General features: G+C 42.4%; 13 protein-coding genes. 7 read left to right on the forward strand and 6 right to left on the reverse strand.

The features are described 5' to 3' along the window. Positions 1-8 precede the first annotated feature (8 nt). Entirely contained in the window at positions 9-143 is a 135-nt protein-coding gene (locus V7K30_RS27565) for a hypothetical protein (protein WP_335004789.1), read from the forward strand. A 394-nt stretch (positions 144-537) separates the two neighbouring features. Then, entirely contained in the window at positions 538-2,556 is a 2,019-nt protein-coding gene (locus tag V7K30_RS27570) for a tetratricopeptide repeat protein (RefSeq protein WP_335004791.1), read from the forward strand. Between the two features lie 79 nt (positions 2,557-2,635). On the opposite strand, the gene V7K30_RS27575 is transcribed toward V7K30_RS27570, so the two are convergent. Beyond that, complete coding sequence (locus V7K30_RS27575; RefSeq protein WP_335004793.1) at positions 2,636-3,133, reverse strand: pentapeptide repeat-containing protein; 498 nt, start codon at positions 3,131-3,133, stop codon at positions 2,636-2,638. A gap of 258 nt (positions 3,134-3,391) precedes the next feature. On the opposite strand from V7K30_RS27575, the gene gcvT reads away from it, so the two are divergent. The 3 genes from gcvT (at position 3,392) to gcvP (ending at position 8,124) form a co-directional block, all read left to right on the forward strand. After that, positions 3,392-4,528, forward strand: coding sequence for a glycine cleavage system aminomethyltransferase GcvT (gene gcvT / locus V7K30_RS27580; RefSeq protein ID WP_335004795.1), 1,137 nt, complete (start codon positions 3,392-3,394; stop codon positions 4,526-4,528). 122 nt (positions 4,529-4,650) lie between these two features. After that, positions 4,651-5,040: a glycine cleavage system protein GcvH gene (gene gcvH, locus V7K30_RS27585; protein WP_335004797.1), complete on the forward strand. Its 390-nt coding sequence runs from the start codon at positions 4,651-4,653 to the stop codon at positions 5,038-5,040. Positions 5,041-5,211: 171 nt separating this feature from the next. Then, complete coding sequence (gene gcvP, locus V7K30_RS27590; protein ID WP_335004799.1) at positions 5,212-8,124, forward strand: aminomethyl-transferring glycine dehydrogenase; 2,913 nt, start codon at positions 5,212-5,214, stop codon at positions 8,122-8,124. A 30-nt stretch (positions 8,125-8,154) separates the two neighbouring features. Here the strand turns inward: gcvP and V7K30_RS27595 are convergent, their stop codons facing one another. Both V7K30_RS27595 and V7K30_RS27600 read right to left on the reverse strand, forming a co-directional pair. Beyond that, positions 8,155-9,033 carry an SDR family oxidoreductase gene (locus V7K30_RS27595; protein WP_335004801.1) on the reverse strand — a complete coding sequence of 293 codons (879 nt, stop codon included), beginning with the start codon at positions 9,031-9,033 and terminating at the stop codon, positions 8,155-8,157. 78 nt (positions 9,034-9,111) lie between these two features. After that, the gene (locus V7K30_RS27600; protein WP_335004803.1) at positions 9,112-9,855 is read right to left on the reverse strand and encodes a tetratricopeptide repeat protein; all 744 of its coding nucleotides are present in this window, start codon (positions 9,853-9,855) and stop codon (positions 9,112-9,114) included. Between the two features lie 555 nt (positions 9,856-10,410). On the opposite strand from V7K30_RS27600, the gene V7K30_RS27605 reads away from it, so the two are divergent. After that, complete coding sequence (locus tag V7K30_RS27605; RefSeq protein ID WP_335004805.1) at positions 10,411-10,935, forward strand: AbfB domain-containing protein; 525 nt, start codon at positions 10,411-10,413, stop codon at positions 10,933-10,935. A 124-nt stretch (positions 10,936-11,059) separates the two neighbouring features. On the opposite strand, the gene crtO is transcribed toward V7K30_RS27605, so the two are convergent. From crtO to V7K30_RS27620, 3 genes are all read right to left on the reverse strand, one after another. Beyond that, positions 11,060-12,754 carry a beta-carotene ketolase CrtO gene (gene crtO / locus V7K30_RS27610; RefSeq protein ID WP_335004807.1) on the reverse strand — a complete coding sequence of 565 codons (1,695 nt, stop codon included), beginning with the start codon at positions 12,752-12,754 and terminating at the stop codon, positions 11,060-11,062. A 105-nt stretch (positions 12,755-12,859) separates the two neighbouring features. Then, positions 12,860-13,618: an LmeA family phospholipid-binding protein gene (locus V7K30_RS27615; protein WP_335004809.1), complete on the reverse strand. Its 759-nt coding sequence runs from the start codon at positions 13,616-13,618 to the stop codon at positions 12,860-12,862. A 443-nt stretch (positions 13,619-14,061) separates the two neighbouring features. Continuing rightward, on the reverse strand, positions 14,062-15,444 hold the full coding sequence (locus V7K30_RS27620) for a cytochrome P450 (RefSeq protein WP_335004811.1): 1,383 nt from the start codon (positions 15,442-15,444) through the stop codon (positions 14,062-14,064). A 325-nt stretch (positions 15,445-15,769) separates the two neighbouring features. Here V7K30_RS27620 and V7K30_RS27625 point away from each other — a divergent pair, with 325 nt between their 5' ends. Further along, entirely contained in the window at positions 15,770-17,983 is a 2,214-nt protein-coding gene (locus tag V7K30_RS27625) for a phosphoketolase (protein ID WP_335004813.1), read from the forward strand. Positions 17,984-18,120 lie beyond the last annotated feature (137 nt).

The following is an 18,120-nucleotide window of genomic DNA, read 5'->3' on the forward strand; positions in this document are numbered from 1 at the left end:
CCAAATTGATGCTACACAACAGTTGTAGTTTAAATTTTAGCAGCGATCGCACATTAATTGTAACTTCAAATGGCGATCGCACCCTCTTAATCTCTTTCTCCGTATCCTCTGCGCCTCTGCGGTTCGATTTTCATGCTAATTGACAACGTGCAATTACCCCCTTATATCTAAGGTACAGTGAAAAATAGAGCGTAGGCGTAGCCCGTCGTAGACATCGCATAACTCTTTCAAGTTCCAAACTCAAAATGTTGAGGTTCAGAGGCTCAACATCCACCCTCAGAAGCTCAACTGGCGATGCCTGCAAGTCACTGCTTTTAAATCTTTCTATACAAATGGTATTTCTACCCCAAAGACAGGTGATTTCCAAATGGAGACAAAGTAGAATAAAAAATAAGTAGGTTGGCACAATAAAATAAACATGTATAGAAAGATACATTATACTAAAACCCTCTTTACTCTTGCCTTTTACCTGTTGCCAGCTGCTTTATTACAACTATAAATTTTGACGCCCACCTACTTAAATTTCACAAGCCGTTTATGCAATGGGCTAATTTTCTAGCCAAAGAAGCTGCTACTAATGGCTTATCTCTAGAGCAAACAGCAGCTTTTATACAGTATTTTAAAACAGAAAACTTAGGTAAAAATGAAGCTAAACTTGTCAGCGAATTAAACGTTGATATTGCTGCTTTCAGAAAGTGGATTGGTGAGGTATATGACAAGTTTGCCCAGAATTATCCTGAGTTAGCGATTTTTAACAGTCAAGACAAACTAGAAAAGTTACAAGCTTACCTGAGCGCAAAATATAATAGCGAATTGGATGTGCTTAAACCATTGGCAGCGATGAAATTATTAAAATCGCTGGTGGTTCGGGAACGACTGCAACAAGAAGCTTGGATTGCGAGAAGAATTTGTAAATTTTTGGGATATTTGCCTTTAGCGTTAGAGTTAGTCGGGCAATATCTGGATAAGATGCCAGATTTGTCTCTGGAAGCACTGCTGAAGCAGCTAGAGAAAAAACGAGTAGAACATGAACCAGTAGTCAATGCTAATTCATTGATGCATTATGAATCCGGTTTAGCTGAAGCTTTTGAATTGAGTTGGGAACAGTTGGATGAGAATGCACAAAGCTTTGGCTGTTTGCTAAGTTTGTGTGCCTTAGCTGATATTCCCTTATCTGTTAAGACGATAGAAGATGACAAAAAACAAGAACTCAATGAGAAAGCCATAGCCGATTTACTCCAATTGCATTTGCTACAACAGGAAAGTAAAGAAATTTATCGTCTAAATCCACTGATTCGGCAACTTTTGCGAATGAAGTTGGATAAGTCAAGTGAGGCGGATGAAGCAAAAACTAAATTTGCAGCGATGATGTTAGAGGTAGCAAAGCTAATTCCTCAACAGCCTAACCCTGAAGATATTCTCAACCTCACTCCACATATCCCGCACATTACAGAAGTTGCAACCCACCTATCCCAATATCTGGGCGCTGAAAATCTAATCACTCTGTTTACTAAATTAGCCTGGTTTTATCAAGGTCAAAAACTTTATCGGCAGGCAGAACCTTGGTTACAAAAGTGTGTACAACTGACTCAAAATACTCTTGGCTTAGAACATTCCTATTTCGCTGCTAGTCTGAACAATTTAGCATTCCTCTACGAATCTACAGGACGCTACAGCGAAGCTGAACCCTTATATCAGCAAGCTTTAGAACTAAGAAAACGTTTGCTGGGAGGCAACCATCTCGATGTTGCCACTAGCCTAAATAATTTAGCATTGCTCTACAAATCTACAGGACGCTACAGCGAAGCTGAACCTTTGTATCAGCAAGCTTTAAAACTGAGAAAAGGCCTGCTGGGAGGCAACCATCTCGATGTCGCTGCTAGTCTAAATAATTTAGCATTACTCTACGAATCTACAGGACGCTACAGCGAAGCCGAACCCTTGCTTGAGGAAGCTTTAAAACTGAGAAAACGCCTGTTGGGACAAGAACATACCGATGTCGCCACTAGCCTGAGCTATTTAGCATTAGTCTACGAATCTACAGGACGCTATAGCAAAGCCGAACGGTTGTATCAGCAAGCTTTAAAACTGTGGAAACGCCTAGTGGGAGAAGAACATCCCCATGTCGCCACTAGCTTGAACAATTTAGCAGCATTGTACTGTTATACAAAACGCTACAGCGAAGCCGAACCCTTGCTTAAGCAAGCTTTAGAACTAAGAAAACGTTTGCTGGGAGAAGAACATACCGATGTTGCCACTAGCCTGAATAATTTAGCACAACTCTACGAATCTACAGGACGCTACAACGAAGCCGAAACCTTGTATCAGCAAGCTTTAAAACTGAGTAAACGCCTGCTGGGAGACAACCATCCCGATGTCGCTATTAGCCTGAACAATCTAGCAGCACTCTACCGTCATACACGACGCTACACGAAAGCCAAATCCTTATTTGAGCAAGCTTTGACAGTTTGTGAACAGACTTTAGGTGTAAGTCATCCAACTACTATGACCGTTCGGGCAAACTATGCAAGCTTTTTAAGAGAAGCATATCACTAGCGATCGCTGCGTGTAATTCGTAATTCGTAATTAGTTAAAAAAATATCCCCCTCTCCACCAACGAAGAAGGGGTGAGAGTCTACTTACATCCTAAAGACTTGCGAGTATCCACACCAGTTTTAGAATTTACACCACTTGCCTTAACACAAAGCTTTTTCACTTGCGTCCCATCTAAAATTGCATTCGTAAAATCAGTACCTGTGACATTTACATCATCAAAAGTAGAACGCAGCATCATTGCATCGGTCAACACAGCATCACTTAAATCAGCATCCTTAAACCTTGTGAGATAGGCTATGCCTTCACTAAAATCAGCCCCATGCAGATTTACTCCCTCCAATACGCTACCGTTAAACACGCCACCACGTAAGTCAGCATTGCTAAAATTAGCATTCTCTAATTTGAGATTGGTAAACTCAGTGCCAATTAAACTTTGACCAGAGTAATCCTTGCCCTTAAATTCATTATTACCCACAGAACGGGTAATACTCGAAGAACTTGCAGCTTGCGCCGATAGGGGAAACAAAAAAAGAACCATAGCTAAGACAAAGCTAGCTAACAGTTGCCAATATTTCATAATGTCTTCTTAATAAATCTCAACACTTTCACCATTAACTATTAAAGCTTACAGAAGAGGACAAAGGGACAAGGGAGTGGGGGAGCAAGAATTTTAGATTTTAGATTTGGGATTTTAGATTGAAATTTAATCCAAAATTTAAAATCCAAAATCCAAAATTGAATTGCCCAATGCCCAAATTTAATACACAAGACTGTAAAACCAGAAAGCATCTCTTAGGATGATAGATGTTGAGGTGCGATCGCATAATAATTATCTGTGGCTAATCAAGAAGAAAACGCCCAATCTCTGGCGCGAACCCCTTTATATCAACTGGGTGTAGAACTCAAAGCCCGCCTTACCAGCTTTGGCGGCTGGGAAATGCCTGTGCAATTTAGTGGCATTAGCCGCGAACACGAGGCTGTAAGAAATACAGCCGGAATGTTCGATATTTCCCACATGGGCAAATTTACCCTCCAAGGTAAAAATCTCATTTCCCAACTCCAGCCTCTAGTGCCTTCAGACTTGAGTCGTTTGCAAGTTGGTCAAGCACAATACACCGTATTGTTAAATCCCCAAGCCGGAATTATTGACGACATCATTGTTTATTATCAAGGTGAAGACGCCACTGGGACACAGAGGGCATTCATCATAGTCAATGCGGCAACATCCAGTAAAGATAAAGCATGGCTATTGCAACATCTTGACTTAGATAAAGTGCAATTCCAAGACCTTTCACCAGATAAAGTCTTAATTGCCGTGCAAGGGCCAAAAGCGATTAAATATCTCCAGCCACTAGTGCAAGAAGACTTACAACCAATCAAAGCCTTCGGACATTTAGAAGCAACGCTACTAGGCAAACCTGCCTTCCTGACCCGCACAGGTTACACCGGAGAAGATGGCTTTGAGGTGATGGTAGATCCCGATGTGGGAGTAGAATTGTGGCGAAGTCTCCATAAGGCTGGTGTTATCTCCTGTGGACTCGGTGCGAGAGATACCCTGCGGCTAGAAGCGGCGATGGCACTTTACGGACAAGATATCGATGATACCACCACACCCTTAGAAGCAGGATTGGGGTGGCTAGTTCACTTAGATACCAAAGGGGATTTTATTGGTCGGGAAGTTTTAGCACAGCAAAAAGCCGCTGGAGTAGAGCGCCGATTGGTAGGTTTACAAACCCAAGGACGCAACATTGCCCGTCACGGCTATCAAGTGTTATCCGCAGGTAAAATTGTGGGAGAAGTTACCAGTGGCACTCTATCGCCCACACTTGGTTATCCCATTGCCTTAGCCTACGTTCCCACCCAGCTAGCAACCGTCACTCAGCAGCTAGAAGTTGAAATTCGCGGCAAAGCTTATCCAGCAGTTGTAGTTAAACGTCCCTTTTATCGGTCAAAAAATCGTGCCGCCAACTGATAAGCGCCGAGGTTTTTGAGGAATAATGTGTTGTGAGTTACTCAATCTACAGTAAGGTTCATTACCAGATATGGCTTGGATGACTGTTGGGGCAATAATTTTGATAAGGGAGAGGAAGTGATATGTCTTTTGAATATCCTCAAGATTTCAGATACCTGGATTCTCATGAATACGTGCGGCTAGACGGCGAAATTGCCACCATTGGCATTACTGAGTTTGCCGTACATGAATTGGGTGATATCGTCTTTTTGGAACTACCAGAAATTGGTGACGCTCTTACCAGGGGAGAAAACTTTGGCACAATTGAATCAGTGAAAGCCGTTGAAGAACTGAATTCACCAGTAACAGGCACAGTTATAGAACGCAATGAAGCTTTAATTAATTCTCCCGAAGAAGTGTCAGAAGACCCCTACGGGGAAGGGTGGTTTTTGAAAGTGCGCGTCAATGACCCTGCTGAAGTTGAGGATGCCTTGACAGCAGATGAGTATCGTGCACAGGTGGAAGGGGAATAGGGAGTGGGAGTGGAGAATGAGGGGGACAAAGTAAAATTTTCTTCCTTATCTCTCCCATGTCCCACTCCACTCAAAGATAAGTCATGAAATTTAGATGAACTGAAAAGTTACATCTACTTCTCATGAGTATTTGTTGCAAAATATTAAATAGTACCATCTGGAGAGTAATTTGTGGTATCACACGCCCCTATTCTCAAGTCTAATGAGCAGCAAGTGCTGGACGAAAAAAGTCAAAAGTTAAGTAGTTTTGCGCCAAGACACATTGGCCCTAACTCCGATGACATCCAGCAAATGCTTAAGGTTTTGGGGTTTCCCAGCCTGGATGCCTTAATCGATAAAACAGTTCCACAGGCAATCCGACTGAAGCAACCGCTAAAGTTACCAGAAGCAGAAAGTGAGTATGCAGCACTAACATCCTTAAAAAAAGTTGCTGCTAAAAATCAGGTTTTCCGCTCATACATCGGTATGGGATATTACGACACTATTACCCCACCGGTGATTGGGCGCAACATCCTAGAAAACCCCGGTTGGTATACTGCTTACACTCCTTATCAGCCAGAGATTGCCCAAGGGCGCTTGGAAGCGCTGCTAAATTTCCAAACCTTGATTATCGACCTCACAGGTTTGGAAATCGCCAATGCTTCGTTACTTGATGAAGCCACAGCCGCAGCTGAAGCAATGAGTTTAAGCTACGGTGTTTGTAAAAATCAGACAAATGCCTATTTTGTCTCTCATGACTGCCATCCCCAAACTATTGACGTGTTACAAACACGGGCTAAACCATTGGGGATTAAGATCATTGTCGGCGATCATCAAACATTTGATTTTGATCAACCAATTTTTGGGGCTGTTCTGCAATATCCTGCAAGTGATGGCACCATTTACGACTACCGCGCTTTTATAGAAAAAGCCCATGCTAAGGGTGCATTGGTAACGGTAGCAGCAGATCCTTTAAGTTTAACTTTGCTTACCCCTCCTGGGGAATTTGGCGCTGATATTGCTGTTGGTAGCACCCAGCGCTTCGGTATTCCCTTGGGGTTTGGGGGGCCTCACGCGGCATACTTTGCTACGAAGGAAGAGTATAAGCGACTGGTTCCAGGGCGAATTGTGGGAGTATCAAAAGATGCCCAAGGTAAGCCTGCATTACGTCTGGCTTTGCAAACCCGCGAACAGCACATCCGCCGCGAAAAAGCTACTAGTAATATCTGTACTGCACAGGTGCTGCTGGCGGTAATGGCGAGTATGTACGCGGTCTATCATGGCCCTGTTGGACTCAAGCAAATTGCGGAGAATATCCACTCTTTGACGGTGTTGCTGGCACAAGGACTGAAGCGTTTGGGTTACAGCATCAGTTCCAAAGATTTCTTTGATACGTTGCGAGTAGAACTGGGAAGACGCAATTTAGAAGATATTCTGGCAGCTAGCGAACAACTTCAAATTAACCTGCGGGTTTTTGATACAACTGCTGTTGGTATCTCACTGCATGAAACAACTACACCAGAAGACTTAATCGACCTCTGGCAGATTTTCGCTGGTACAGATGATTTACCCTTCACTTTAGAAGAATTAACTTCTTCCTCATCCTCCCATCTCCCCCTCCCCCGCACTAGCACTTATCTCACCCATCCTGTATTTAACCGCTATCACTCAGAAACTGAATTGTTGCGCTATCTGCACAAGCTGGAAAGCAAGGATTTGTCGCTAACAACATCGATGATTCCTTTGGGTTCTTGCACAATGAAGTTGAATGCGACAGCAGAGATGATTCCGGTAACTTGGGAAGAATTTGGCAAGATTCACCCATTTGCCCCTGCGTCGCAAACGCAGGGTTATCAAATCCTGTTTGAGCAACTTGAGGCATGGTTAGCTGAAATTACCGGGTTTGCCGGAATTTCTCTGCAACCAAATGCTGGCTCTCAAGGCGAATACGCCGGACTTTTAGTGATTCGTCAATATCACGAAAATCGTGGAGAAGGACACCGCAATGTTTGTTTGATTCCCACCTCGGCACACGGGACAAACCCAGCAAGTGCGGTGATGTGCGGGATGAAGGTGGTGGCAGTTGCTTGTGACTCACAAGGTAATATTGACGTTGATGACCTGAAGGCTAAGGCTGAAAAACACAGCAATGAACTCGCCGCCTTGATGGTGACATATCCCTCAACTCACGGTGTCTTTGAGGAGCCAATTCAGGAAATCTGCGCTGTTGTCCATAGTCACGGTGGACAAGTTTACATGGATGGGGCAAATATGAACGCCCAAGTGGGAATTTGCCGTCCTGGAGATATTGGCGCGGATGTCTGCCATTTAAACTTGCACAAAACCTTCTGTATTCCTCATGGTGGCGGTGGGCCTGGTATGGGGCCGATTGGGGTAGCCTCTCATCTCGTGCCATTTTTGCCCGGACACCCTGTTGTCACTATCGACACCTCAACTCAACACTCACAAATTGGTGCGGTTGCTGCCGCGCCTTGGGGTAGTGCTAGCATCTTGGTGATTTCTTGGATGTACATCGCCATGATGGGTACAGCTGGTTTAACCCAAGCAACAAAAGTGGCGATTCTCAACGCTAACTACATCGCCAAGAGACTGGAATCGTACTATCCAGTTTTGTATCAGGGGAAAAATGGTCTAGTTGCCCATGAATGTATTTTAGATTTGCGATCGCTCAAAAAATCGGCTGCGATCGAAATCGATGATGTAGCCAAGCGTCTCATGGATTATGGTTTCCATGCACCGACTGTCTCCTGGCCTGTAGGGGGTACAATCATGGTGGAACCTACAGAAAGTGAATCTAAACAAGAGTTGGATCGTTTCTGTGATGCGTTGATTTCTATTCGCCAAGAAATCGCTGAAATAGAATCAGGTAAGGTGGATGCTCAAGATAATGTTTTGAAGAACGCACCCCACACCGCCGAAAGTCTCATCACCGGAGAATGGCATCATCCCTATTCTCGTGAACAAGCTGCTTATCCTGCACCTTGGACTCGTGAATATAAATTCTGGCCTGCTGTTGGCCGCATTGATTCAGCTTTTGGCGACAGAAATTTTGTTTGTTCTTGTCTGCCAATGGATGCTTATTAAGAGACGCGATTAATCGCGTCTGTACAAGAGTTAGGAGTATTTAATTCCTAACTCTTCTAATTCTTCCTTTACAGATAAAGGCTGATACCCCAATGCAAAAGCTTTGGAACTATCCAAAGAAACGTCTGCTGGTCTGGGTGCTGCCATTTTCACATCTTGTTGTTGGCAGGCTTTTAGTCCAGTGGCGGGAAGTTGAAATACTTCCACTAATAGCTGTCCAAAATCATAGCGAGAAATTCGCTCTTTGCCACCTAAGTGAATTATGCCGTTAACTTTTTCCAATGCTAATAAAAGTCCTTTAGCGGCAGTTGTTCCACTTACTGGGGTACGAAATTCATCTATAAATAAACTGAGTTCTTTTTCGGCTTGTAAGGTTTCAATGAATGGCTGAATAAAGCTTTTGGCTGTGGGTGTCTCTGCACCAAACATCAACGGCATTCGACACACTGCTGTTATGGGATATCTTTCTAGCATATCTGCTTCTGCGATCGCTTTTTGCTCACCGTAAAGATTAACAGGACACACGGCATCAGTTTCTCCATAGGGAGCATTTAAACCATCAAAAACTAAGTCGGTTGAGGTAAAAGCACAAGGAATAGAATTATCCGCACAAAGTCCGGCAATATTGCAGGATGCGATGACGTTAATTGCGTGCGATTCTTTGGGGTGGGTTTGACAAAAATTTGGTTGCGAATGTGCAGCAGTATGAATTACTGCTGTTGGCTTGACATCATTAAATATCCGTTTCAATTCCTGAAAATTTGTTAAGTTAGCTTTTAACATTTTCATGCCAGGAATCTCTAAAGGATGGGATAAATAAGTACCATAAATCTCCCATTCTGGTTTGGCAAGTTGGCAAAGATGCCATCCTAAAAAACCACTTGCTCCGGTGATTAACAATTTTTTCATGTCTAATCGTAAACCGCTCAAGAAAAAATCCTTGTTATAGCAGGCTTATATTCTACACTGAGTAGTGGTTACAAAATACTATTGAAGTAAGTTTTGAAACTGCTTTTCACTCCGCACTTTGCTAAAGTCGGGGTCAGTTTTTGCTAACTTCTTGTATTTATCAGGAACAAGCTCGATTGCTTTATTTAAATTCTCAATTGCTAATTCGAGATTGCTTTGTAAAGCATAAGAGCAAGCTTTGTTGTAATATGCTTGGTGCAAATCTTGCTTGATGGCGATCGCTCTATCATAAGATGCAATAGCATCTTTGTAGCGGTGCAGCTTTGTCAGAGCAATGCCTCGGTTAATTAAGGCTTCATATTTGTCGGGTTTGATGGCGATCGCTTTGTCGTAAGATGCAATAGCGTCTTTGTAGCGTTGCAACGATGTTAAGGCTATGCCACGATTATACCAAGCTTCATATTTGTCGGGTTTGATGGCGATCGCTTTGTCGTAAGATGCGATCGCATCTTCGTAACGTTGCAACGATGTTAAGGCTATACCACGGTTAATCCAAGCTTCAGGACTCTCAGCTTTGATAGCGATCGCTTTGTCGTATGCTTTTATGGCATCTTCATAACGTTGTCCATCTAATAAATGATTGCCTTGATGAAAAAAATCTTCTGCTTTTTGCGTAGCCTTCGCTTCTATGAAAAGCTGGGTTACATTACTTTCTTGCACAACTTGTGTAGTATTTTCTGTCGATGGGTTTGCCCCACCACTACAGCCAAATGCGAAGAAAGCTATCAAGCCAGATGCAACGAAGCAGCGCTGAAAAACCATGCTGTACCTACAAAACTTATAAGATGATGTTAAAAGTGTTCGTTTTTTGAGTATTATCAAAATACACTAGTTTTTACCCATTAATTTGCTTATATTTTGTGAAATAACTTTGTTGATGATGCGTAAAAGCTTCTTCAAATCATGCGTATGTTACATTATCATATTAAATACACATAAAGCAATTGCTTAGAGATTATCTAAATCATAAAACGATTATTTGTGTTGCTGTATATCTTGCGAGCGCACGGGTTTGGTAATTTCTCTGTTCATTAACAAGGGTGCGATCGCACTAGTACAGCACGGCGGAAATCCAGCTATATATCTAGATGGGCTATATAAAGATTTATAACTGATTCTCAGAATTATCTAGAAGTAAGTATAATATTTTATTAATTCGTAGCGAATTAAATTATGTAAAAGTCTGCGTAACTTCGCGTTTACTTGGCGCTTCTCTGCGTTTAGAAACGTTACGATTTTACGCAAAGGGGTACTTGATACTAAGACTCAATTGCAAATAAGAGCATTGTTGCAAATTGTATCTAAAGGATTGTAACCATGAAAAAAAGCTTCTTTGCACTAGCACTAATCCTCTCGGTGCTTCCTAATTCTACGTCAATTAATCCTGCGGCTGCACAATCAACTCCTGCTGAACCAACTGTTTCAATACAAACATTTAATATTCCTAACTTCTATATTCGTCATCGCAATTTTCTTGGCGAAATTAGCTCTATTTCAAGTTCTCTAGACAGAGCAGATGCCAGATTTAGAGTAAGGTCGGGATTAGCATCTTCTAACTGTGTTTCATTTGAATCCTCCAATTTTCCAGGATACTACTTAAGACATCAGAATTTTAGAATTAGATTAGCTATTAATGACAATACTGATCTGTTCAGAAATGATGCAACATTTTGTATAGAACCAGGTTTAGCAAGTTTAACAAATGTTTCTTTTAGGTCATATAATTTTCCTACTTACTATATACGCCACAAAAACTTCGAGCTATATATTGACCCGTACAGCACTAATAGTTTGTTTTTAAACGATGCCACTTTTACACTAGTAGCACCGTTCATTCCATAGCTAGAGTAGCTTTTAACATGATTGTGGTAAATATCGCGTGAAGGCATACATTTAATAGACTTTTGCAAAAATTTTAATAAATGTTATGCCTTGGCGATAATAATAGGCTCTATCTTTGCAATGCTTAACTAATTCCAAAGACTGACTCTACAGTTGACTTAATCGAATCGCGTGCATCCTTTAAAGTTTGGCTAATAGGATGTTTTGCCTGCAAAAATGCGCGGGCACAATTGCGTCCCGGCATTCCCGAAATCGAACCGCCTGGATGAGTTCCTGCACCAGTCAAAAATAGATTATCAATTGGCGTTTTGTAGTTCGCTATTTCTGGCAAGGGACGGAAAAATATCATCTGATCTAAAGTCATGTCAATATGGTAATAATTACCTTTGTATGCACCTAATCTTTCTCCTAGTTCTGCTGGACTTTCTACACGACGGGCGATAGTTGCATTCTTGACATTTGGTGCATAGTCTGCCAACTTATCAACTACCCTATCTGCAACTTTGTTTTTCAATTCATCTGTCCAACCAGTACCTTTTAAACCAGTGCCTTCTGCACCAGCAATTTGATAAGGGGCAAAAAACTCAATCCATACGGTGTGCTTACCTGGGGGTGCTAATGTGGGGTCTAAATAACTAGGCATCACCAAATACATTGATGGGTCAGCATCAGGAATCTCTCCCAAGGTACATTTACTATGAGCCTGTTCTACATGAGCTACAGAATCGGCAATTAAGATAGAACCAACGAGATATTCGTCTTTGTGGGCGTGGTATGGAAAGCGCAGTGGTTCATCTAAAGCCAAGTCTATCTTGAGGATGGTTTCATTGTTGTTAACGATGCGGCGTTCTAACCTTTCCCATAAATCTGGATCGGCTGCATTAACATCGCTTTTATCAGTCATTTGTAAGAATAACCGCTTGGCATCAATATTAGAAATAACCCCATGTTTAGCGCGATATTCTTTACCACCAGCAACTCGCACACCCACCGCTTTTCCATCATCAATTAAAACTTTTTCAACATGCTGATCTGTGAGAATAACCCCACCTTTACTTGTGACTAAATTCACCAAAGCTTGCACAAGTGCGCCAGTTCCGCCGCGAGGTCTGGCCATTCCCGGATTGTGACGCATTGCCATCATAATTGCCCCAATGGCAAGGGTTTTTTGTGATGGCGGCGCACCAAGTTCTGCTGCTAGTCTGGCTAGTGGCGCTTTCAAAAATTCTTCATCAAACCACTCGTTAAGTAAATCCTCGGCGCTGGTTAACATGGTGCGAATAAAGTCCAGCGTTTTGTTTGGAGAACCAATAACCGAAAATAAATCTTTCAGTTTGGTGATGTCGTAGTTACCAAGGATATCTATAATTGACTTGGGCGGTGCATTAAACATCGGAATCATTGCACCCAATGCCCTCTGCCAAAAGTCTACAAATTCCGCGTATTTTTTGGCATCACGTTCACTGTAACGAGCAATTTCTGCACAAGTCTTTTCCACCGACTTATGCCCTAAGAAATACTTGCCATCAGGATGAGGACAGAAAACAACCGGATCGCACTCTAGATAATGCAAGCCGTATTTTTCTAATTCTAATTCTTCAACAACTGGCCCCAAGTGAATAAATTCATGGTCAATAGCACATAAATTGAATTTAAACCCAGGAGCTTCTTGGGGTAAACATTCTTCAGTTGTTGCTGCACCACCTGGAACAGAACGCTTTTCCAATAAAAGGACACTATAACCAGCTTTCAGCAAATAAGCTGCACAAACTAGCCCATTGTGCCCAGCACCGATCAGCACAACATCATACTCTTGCATAGTTATTATTTTGAAATTAAGTAGCTTTCAAAAGCTTATTAAACTTTTAATAAATTTACATCACTCCTGAGTTACAAAAATTATCTTTAACTGGTGTCAATCCTACTAAGGAGATAGTTCAGTTAGTGATGATGGTATTTGCTTCAGTTGAGTTTCTACCAGAAGTATTAAACTCCCCTTTTCTACTTTTATCTCTTTAATATTGAACGCCATATCTTCCCATTTTAAATATGGCATATTCATCAATTCTTTGGCTTTCTGCATGAACGCTGTAATTAATTCTATTGAAATCCCGCCTCCCTCAGTACAGTTAAAACTCTCCAGCATCGCGGGTTTTGAATGAGTGCGCGGACGCCCGATCGCAGTGTAAGCTAAAAGGCGAGTATTTCCCATTTCCTTTAACAGCACTCTTCCCCTACATTCTATTTTGCCATCAGCAGGTAAAAATACCTGAATTTCTTCCGCCTCAAAACTCACAATCTCGCCATCTACATCCAAATCAAAGTTTTGCATTCGGCTGCGAACAAAGTCTGATGCCAAGGCGCGGTTAATATCTACTTCTGTAAGTATAATCCGAGCGATCGCATTTACTGGCTCATTGAGTTCTATTTGACCAAAAATAGCGCTGAAAGGATTGATGGCAATACTATCTGTTTGCAGTTTTATTTCCTGTACGCGAATGTCTTCTTTGATCACTAATCCTTGGCCAGCAACCGAAACACCATCCGCCTGTCCCTGAACTATTTTCAACAGATCGGTTTGTACATCTATTTCTATTTTTTCTGCTTCATCTAGCTTTTCGGATATTCTCCTTTCAGCTTCCTGGGATAGAAATTTTTCTTCCAACCGATGCTCATCAGGCATGAATTAGTAATCTCATAAATGTCCTCTTACTCTTTACTGTAAAGGCTAGTTCTGAAGAGTGAATCTATATTGGGGTATATGTAAGTTGGAGGATTGAACTAATTCGTAATTTGTCAACAGGACTGCGATCGTTAATTACTGATTACAAACCCTTTTAATTAATTAAGAATTACTTTGAAAATCTATCTAAATATATATAGGGTCAATACGGTTCGGTTAACGTATTTATTCCTCGAAGATCCCCCCAACCCACGCCAGTCGCTCCACTTAAAAAGGGGGGCTTTTAAACCTCTTTTACCCCCTTTTTAAGGGGGTCGGCGCAGTCGGGGGTATCTTAACCGAACCGTATTGGGTTGGGGGTTAGTTTTCGATTGGACTCAACTGAGAAACGTTATAGATGGGAGTTGAAAATTTGCTGAACGCAACCATCAACTCTCGTAACATTAAATAGTGGTTGTCTGTAGGATGGGAGACTTCACCTGACGTTTACTCGTGACAACCATCTGAATAGGACGATCTGGCCCTGTCACCAAACCACGGCGTTTAGGTCGCACTTCACCATTGTCAACTAGTTCTAATTCAATGCTGGAAAGGATTTTGGCAAGTGCTAGCTTCATTTCCAACTGGGCAAATGCTAGACCAATACAACGCCTTGCACCACCACCAAAGGGCAAATATTCATAGGCAGAAAATTGGCGTTCTAAAAAGCGTTCTGGCTTAAACTGCTTAGGTTGTGGGTAAATATCTTCCCGTTGGTGGGTTAAATAAATAGAACCAAGTAGGACTGTACCCGGCTCTAGTTCGTAACCGCCTAACGTTATCGGTGTTCTTACTACCCTTGGAAAAGTTAGCATAGCTACTGGGTAAATCCGCAATGTTTCGGAGCAAACAGCATTGAGATAAGGTAATTTGAAAACCGTGCTGGGGTCTGGGTTATCGCCCAAGCTATCTAATTCTTGCAGTAGCTTTTGGCGCACTGATGGTATTTTGTGAATCCAGTAAAATGCCCATGCTAAAGCTGTCGCTGTGGTTTCATGACCAGCAATTAACAGAGTCATCAATTCATCGCGCAACTCTTCATCAGTCATGGGTTGACCGGCTTCATCCCTAGCAGCCATGAGTAAGCTAAGAATATCCGTGCCTGATGAATCTCCTTGTTCTCGACGTTCCTGAATTTCCTCATAGATGAGTTGGTCAGCTTCTTGCTGAAGACGCATCTGTTTTCCCCAGAAGTTAATCGGGCCAAAATCCCTTTGCAAAGCTGGAAAATAAAGCAAAGCCACACTTAACCGAGAACTAGTTTTTTCTAAAAGATCGCGCAAAAAGTTCTGTAGTTTTTCGGCGCGAGGCCCTTCATGTAGCCCAAACACAGCTTGCATAATCACCCGCAGGGTAATGGCTTGGGTAGCAGACCGAATATTAAAGGGTTTGCCTATCTGGTATTGGCTAATGACTTTTTGGGTGACATCGGTAATCACTTCGCTATAATTCCGCATTCTTTCGCCGTGAAAGGGAGGCATTAACAACTGGCGTTGACGCTGGTGTTCTGCACCGCTAATGCTAATCACAGAATGCTTGCCTAGCAAAGGTTCAAACACCTGATTCAAATCACCAGGCGCTTCTAATTCCTTGGTATCATTTGTCAAAATTTGCTGTTGCGCTTGGGGATTGCTGACAATCACCAAAGGAGGAAGATTTTTGTTTAATCTGAGAGTAAAAATCTCGCCATAGCTTTTGGTACAAGCCTCCATAAATGACATGGGGGTGGTAATCCAGCGCAGCATCAGTAAAAGGGCTGGAGTTTGCGGGCCATTTGGGAGTTTCATAAATTTTTTTGCTCCTTAAACTAACTGAAATTTTGGTTGCGTAACCATTTAAAGTTCTTATTCTAACGTTGCAAAAAAGCAATAAACTGTTACAACCTGAAAGATGTAAAATTTTTGTTAAATTCAACGAGCATCTACAGTTTCATTTGACTTTTCACGTTGTATGGAAAAACCCACGAAAAACCTAACCCCCTAACCCCCTTCCAGTGTCGGGAAGGGGGAAAATTTGAAGTCTCTCTCCTTTTAGAGAGAGAAATAGAAGTGAGGTTTTTCAGATGACCTGAATTGTCAGATAGTTTCATCTAATCGTTATAAGGTACTCAGCATGACTGCAATCTCCCCAAAGGCATCTTCAGCGCTTCCTGATTTTTCTAAAGGTATTCAATATTTTGGTGAAGCGTTACCAGATTTTGAAACTTATGGTGCAACACCTGCTATTGAGTCGGGCAAAATAGCGATCGCAGATCCCACAGAACCGAATGCTGTATATCAAACTTTACTAGCTGCCGATGCCCTCCGCTACCTAATTTTACAAGTTACCGCTAGTAAAGCTTCTGGGCATCCCGGCGGATTCGCCAGCCAAGCAGAAGCTTACGCATCTCTTGTCATGCTGGGATACAAGAACATTATCACTGAAGTCGGACACCACGCCCCTGGATTTTATAGTGCCATGTTCTTGGATCGATCGCTAGAGGATATGGGAATTTTTACAGTCCAACAATTGCGCGATCGCTTCCGAGAAAAGCATGGACTCTTAGGACATCTTTCTGGTTTCATTCCCGGTATTCTCGCACCTGCGGGGCCTTTGGGACAAGGGCAACACTTTGCAATGGCGGCTGCATTGTTACACAAAGATAAGTTGTTCCCTTTTACAGTTGGTGATGGTGGATTGGGTGAACCATATATTGTAAGTGCGATCGCGCATTTCCATACTGCTTATCCTGCTGTCACCAACTTCTTACCGATACTGGTGTGGAACGGTTACAGCCAAGAACATCACAGTATGGTTTCCCTGAAAACCAATGAACAGATGCAAGCATATTGGCAAGGTAACGGTTTTGATGAAGTCGTGTTAGTTGATGCCAAAGATTTCGACGATCAAAACCAACCAGGGGATTACGTTGATAGCACTGCCTTTTCCTTCCAGAAACGGCTAGCATTCACTCAAGCAGTACTTTCCGGTGTAGATAAAGCAGCGCGATCGGCACTGGGCGGAAAACTTACCGTCTTCATTATTAAACAACTTAAAGGTGCAGGAGTCCACGCGCGGGGTGCAAAATCTCACAACCTTTATCCTAAAGATACGCTGAATGCACCTCATATTGTTAGTGCATTGCAAACCCGTGCTTTGTCTGCGGAAGCTTGGCAATTAGTCAGGACAAATGCAGAACGTGCTGGCGGTGGCCCTGCGGCGAAAACTGTAGTGACAGAATTTGAATTCTCATTACCAGAATTAGGCGAATTACCTTTAGAAGAATATGCGGTAGGTGGTGAACCGAAAGTTTCCACAACAGCGATGGGACGATTAGTAGGAATAGTTGGAAAGAAAGATCAGAATTTCCTTGTCACCAACGCCGATGGTAACGAAGCATCAGGAATTGCCAACATCAACCAAGCATTAAAGATTATCCACCCCACAACCGACGATTTATATTACCAAGCACCAAATGGACAAGTTTATGAACCATTGAGTGAAGATGCTTGTGCCGGTTTGGCTGCGGGTTTGGCGTTAATGGGTGCGAGAACTTTGTGGTGTTCTTACGAATCTTTTGCCATCAACGGATTACCAATTTGGCAAACTGTAACCCAAGCAATGGCAGAATTGCGTCGTCAAACTCCCTCGACTATTACTTTATTCACAGCAGGCGCATTAGAGCAAGGGCGCAATGGTTGGACTCACCAACGTCCAGAAATTGAAGCTTACTTTGCTTCGTTGATGCGAAATGGAAATGTTTTCCCATTATTTCCGCCTGATGCTAATAGTATTCAAGCCTGTTATGATTGGGCATTGAAAACTAAGAATAAGGGAATTGTGATTACTGCAAGTAAATCGCCGTTGCCAATTCGCACAACTTTAGAACAAACTCGTCAAGGGTTGCGTGATGGTGCGGTGCTATTACATGAAGTCGCTGGTGATAAGCAAGTTGTATTTGCTGTAATTGGCGATTTAACATTAATACCAGTATTTGAAGCTGCGGCTTTCTTGGAAACTGAAGGTATTGGTGCGAAGATAGTTTCTGTGATCAATCCTCGGCAATTGTACCGTAGCCATGATACTGCGTGGGAAACTTGTTCCCAAGCCGAAGGCGGTTTCTTAGATGATGCGAAATTTGCCGAATTATTTGATGGTGATGCGCTAATTGCTGTGACTGGTGGCGCGGCGGCGATGCTAGAACCAGTTTTGTTAAGGAGTACAGCGAAGCGCGATACTTTCGCTTGGAAGCGTGGGGAGACTACAGCTAGTGCTGGCGAGTTGATGGCATTTAATGGATTGACTGCTGAAGCATTGACGAAACGTGCGATCGCATTAGTGCATTAAAGGTAAAATTGTTTCTACTTTAATCGCATTTATACGTATACAAACGCTGAAAGATTGCGTTGCAATGCGTATATTTGCGTTTTTTTATTTAAGAGAACTTAGCAGACAGAAACAATGGGGGTAAATTTGCTGAAATC

Source organism: Nostoc sp., assembly GCF_036917655.1.
Classification (GTDB): Bacteria; Cyanobacteriota; Cyanobacteriia; order Cyanobacteriales; family Nostocaceae; genus Nostoc.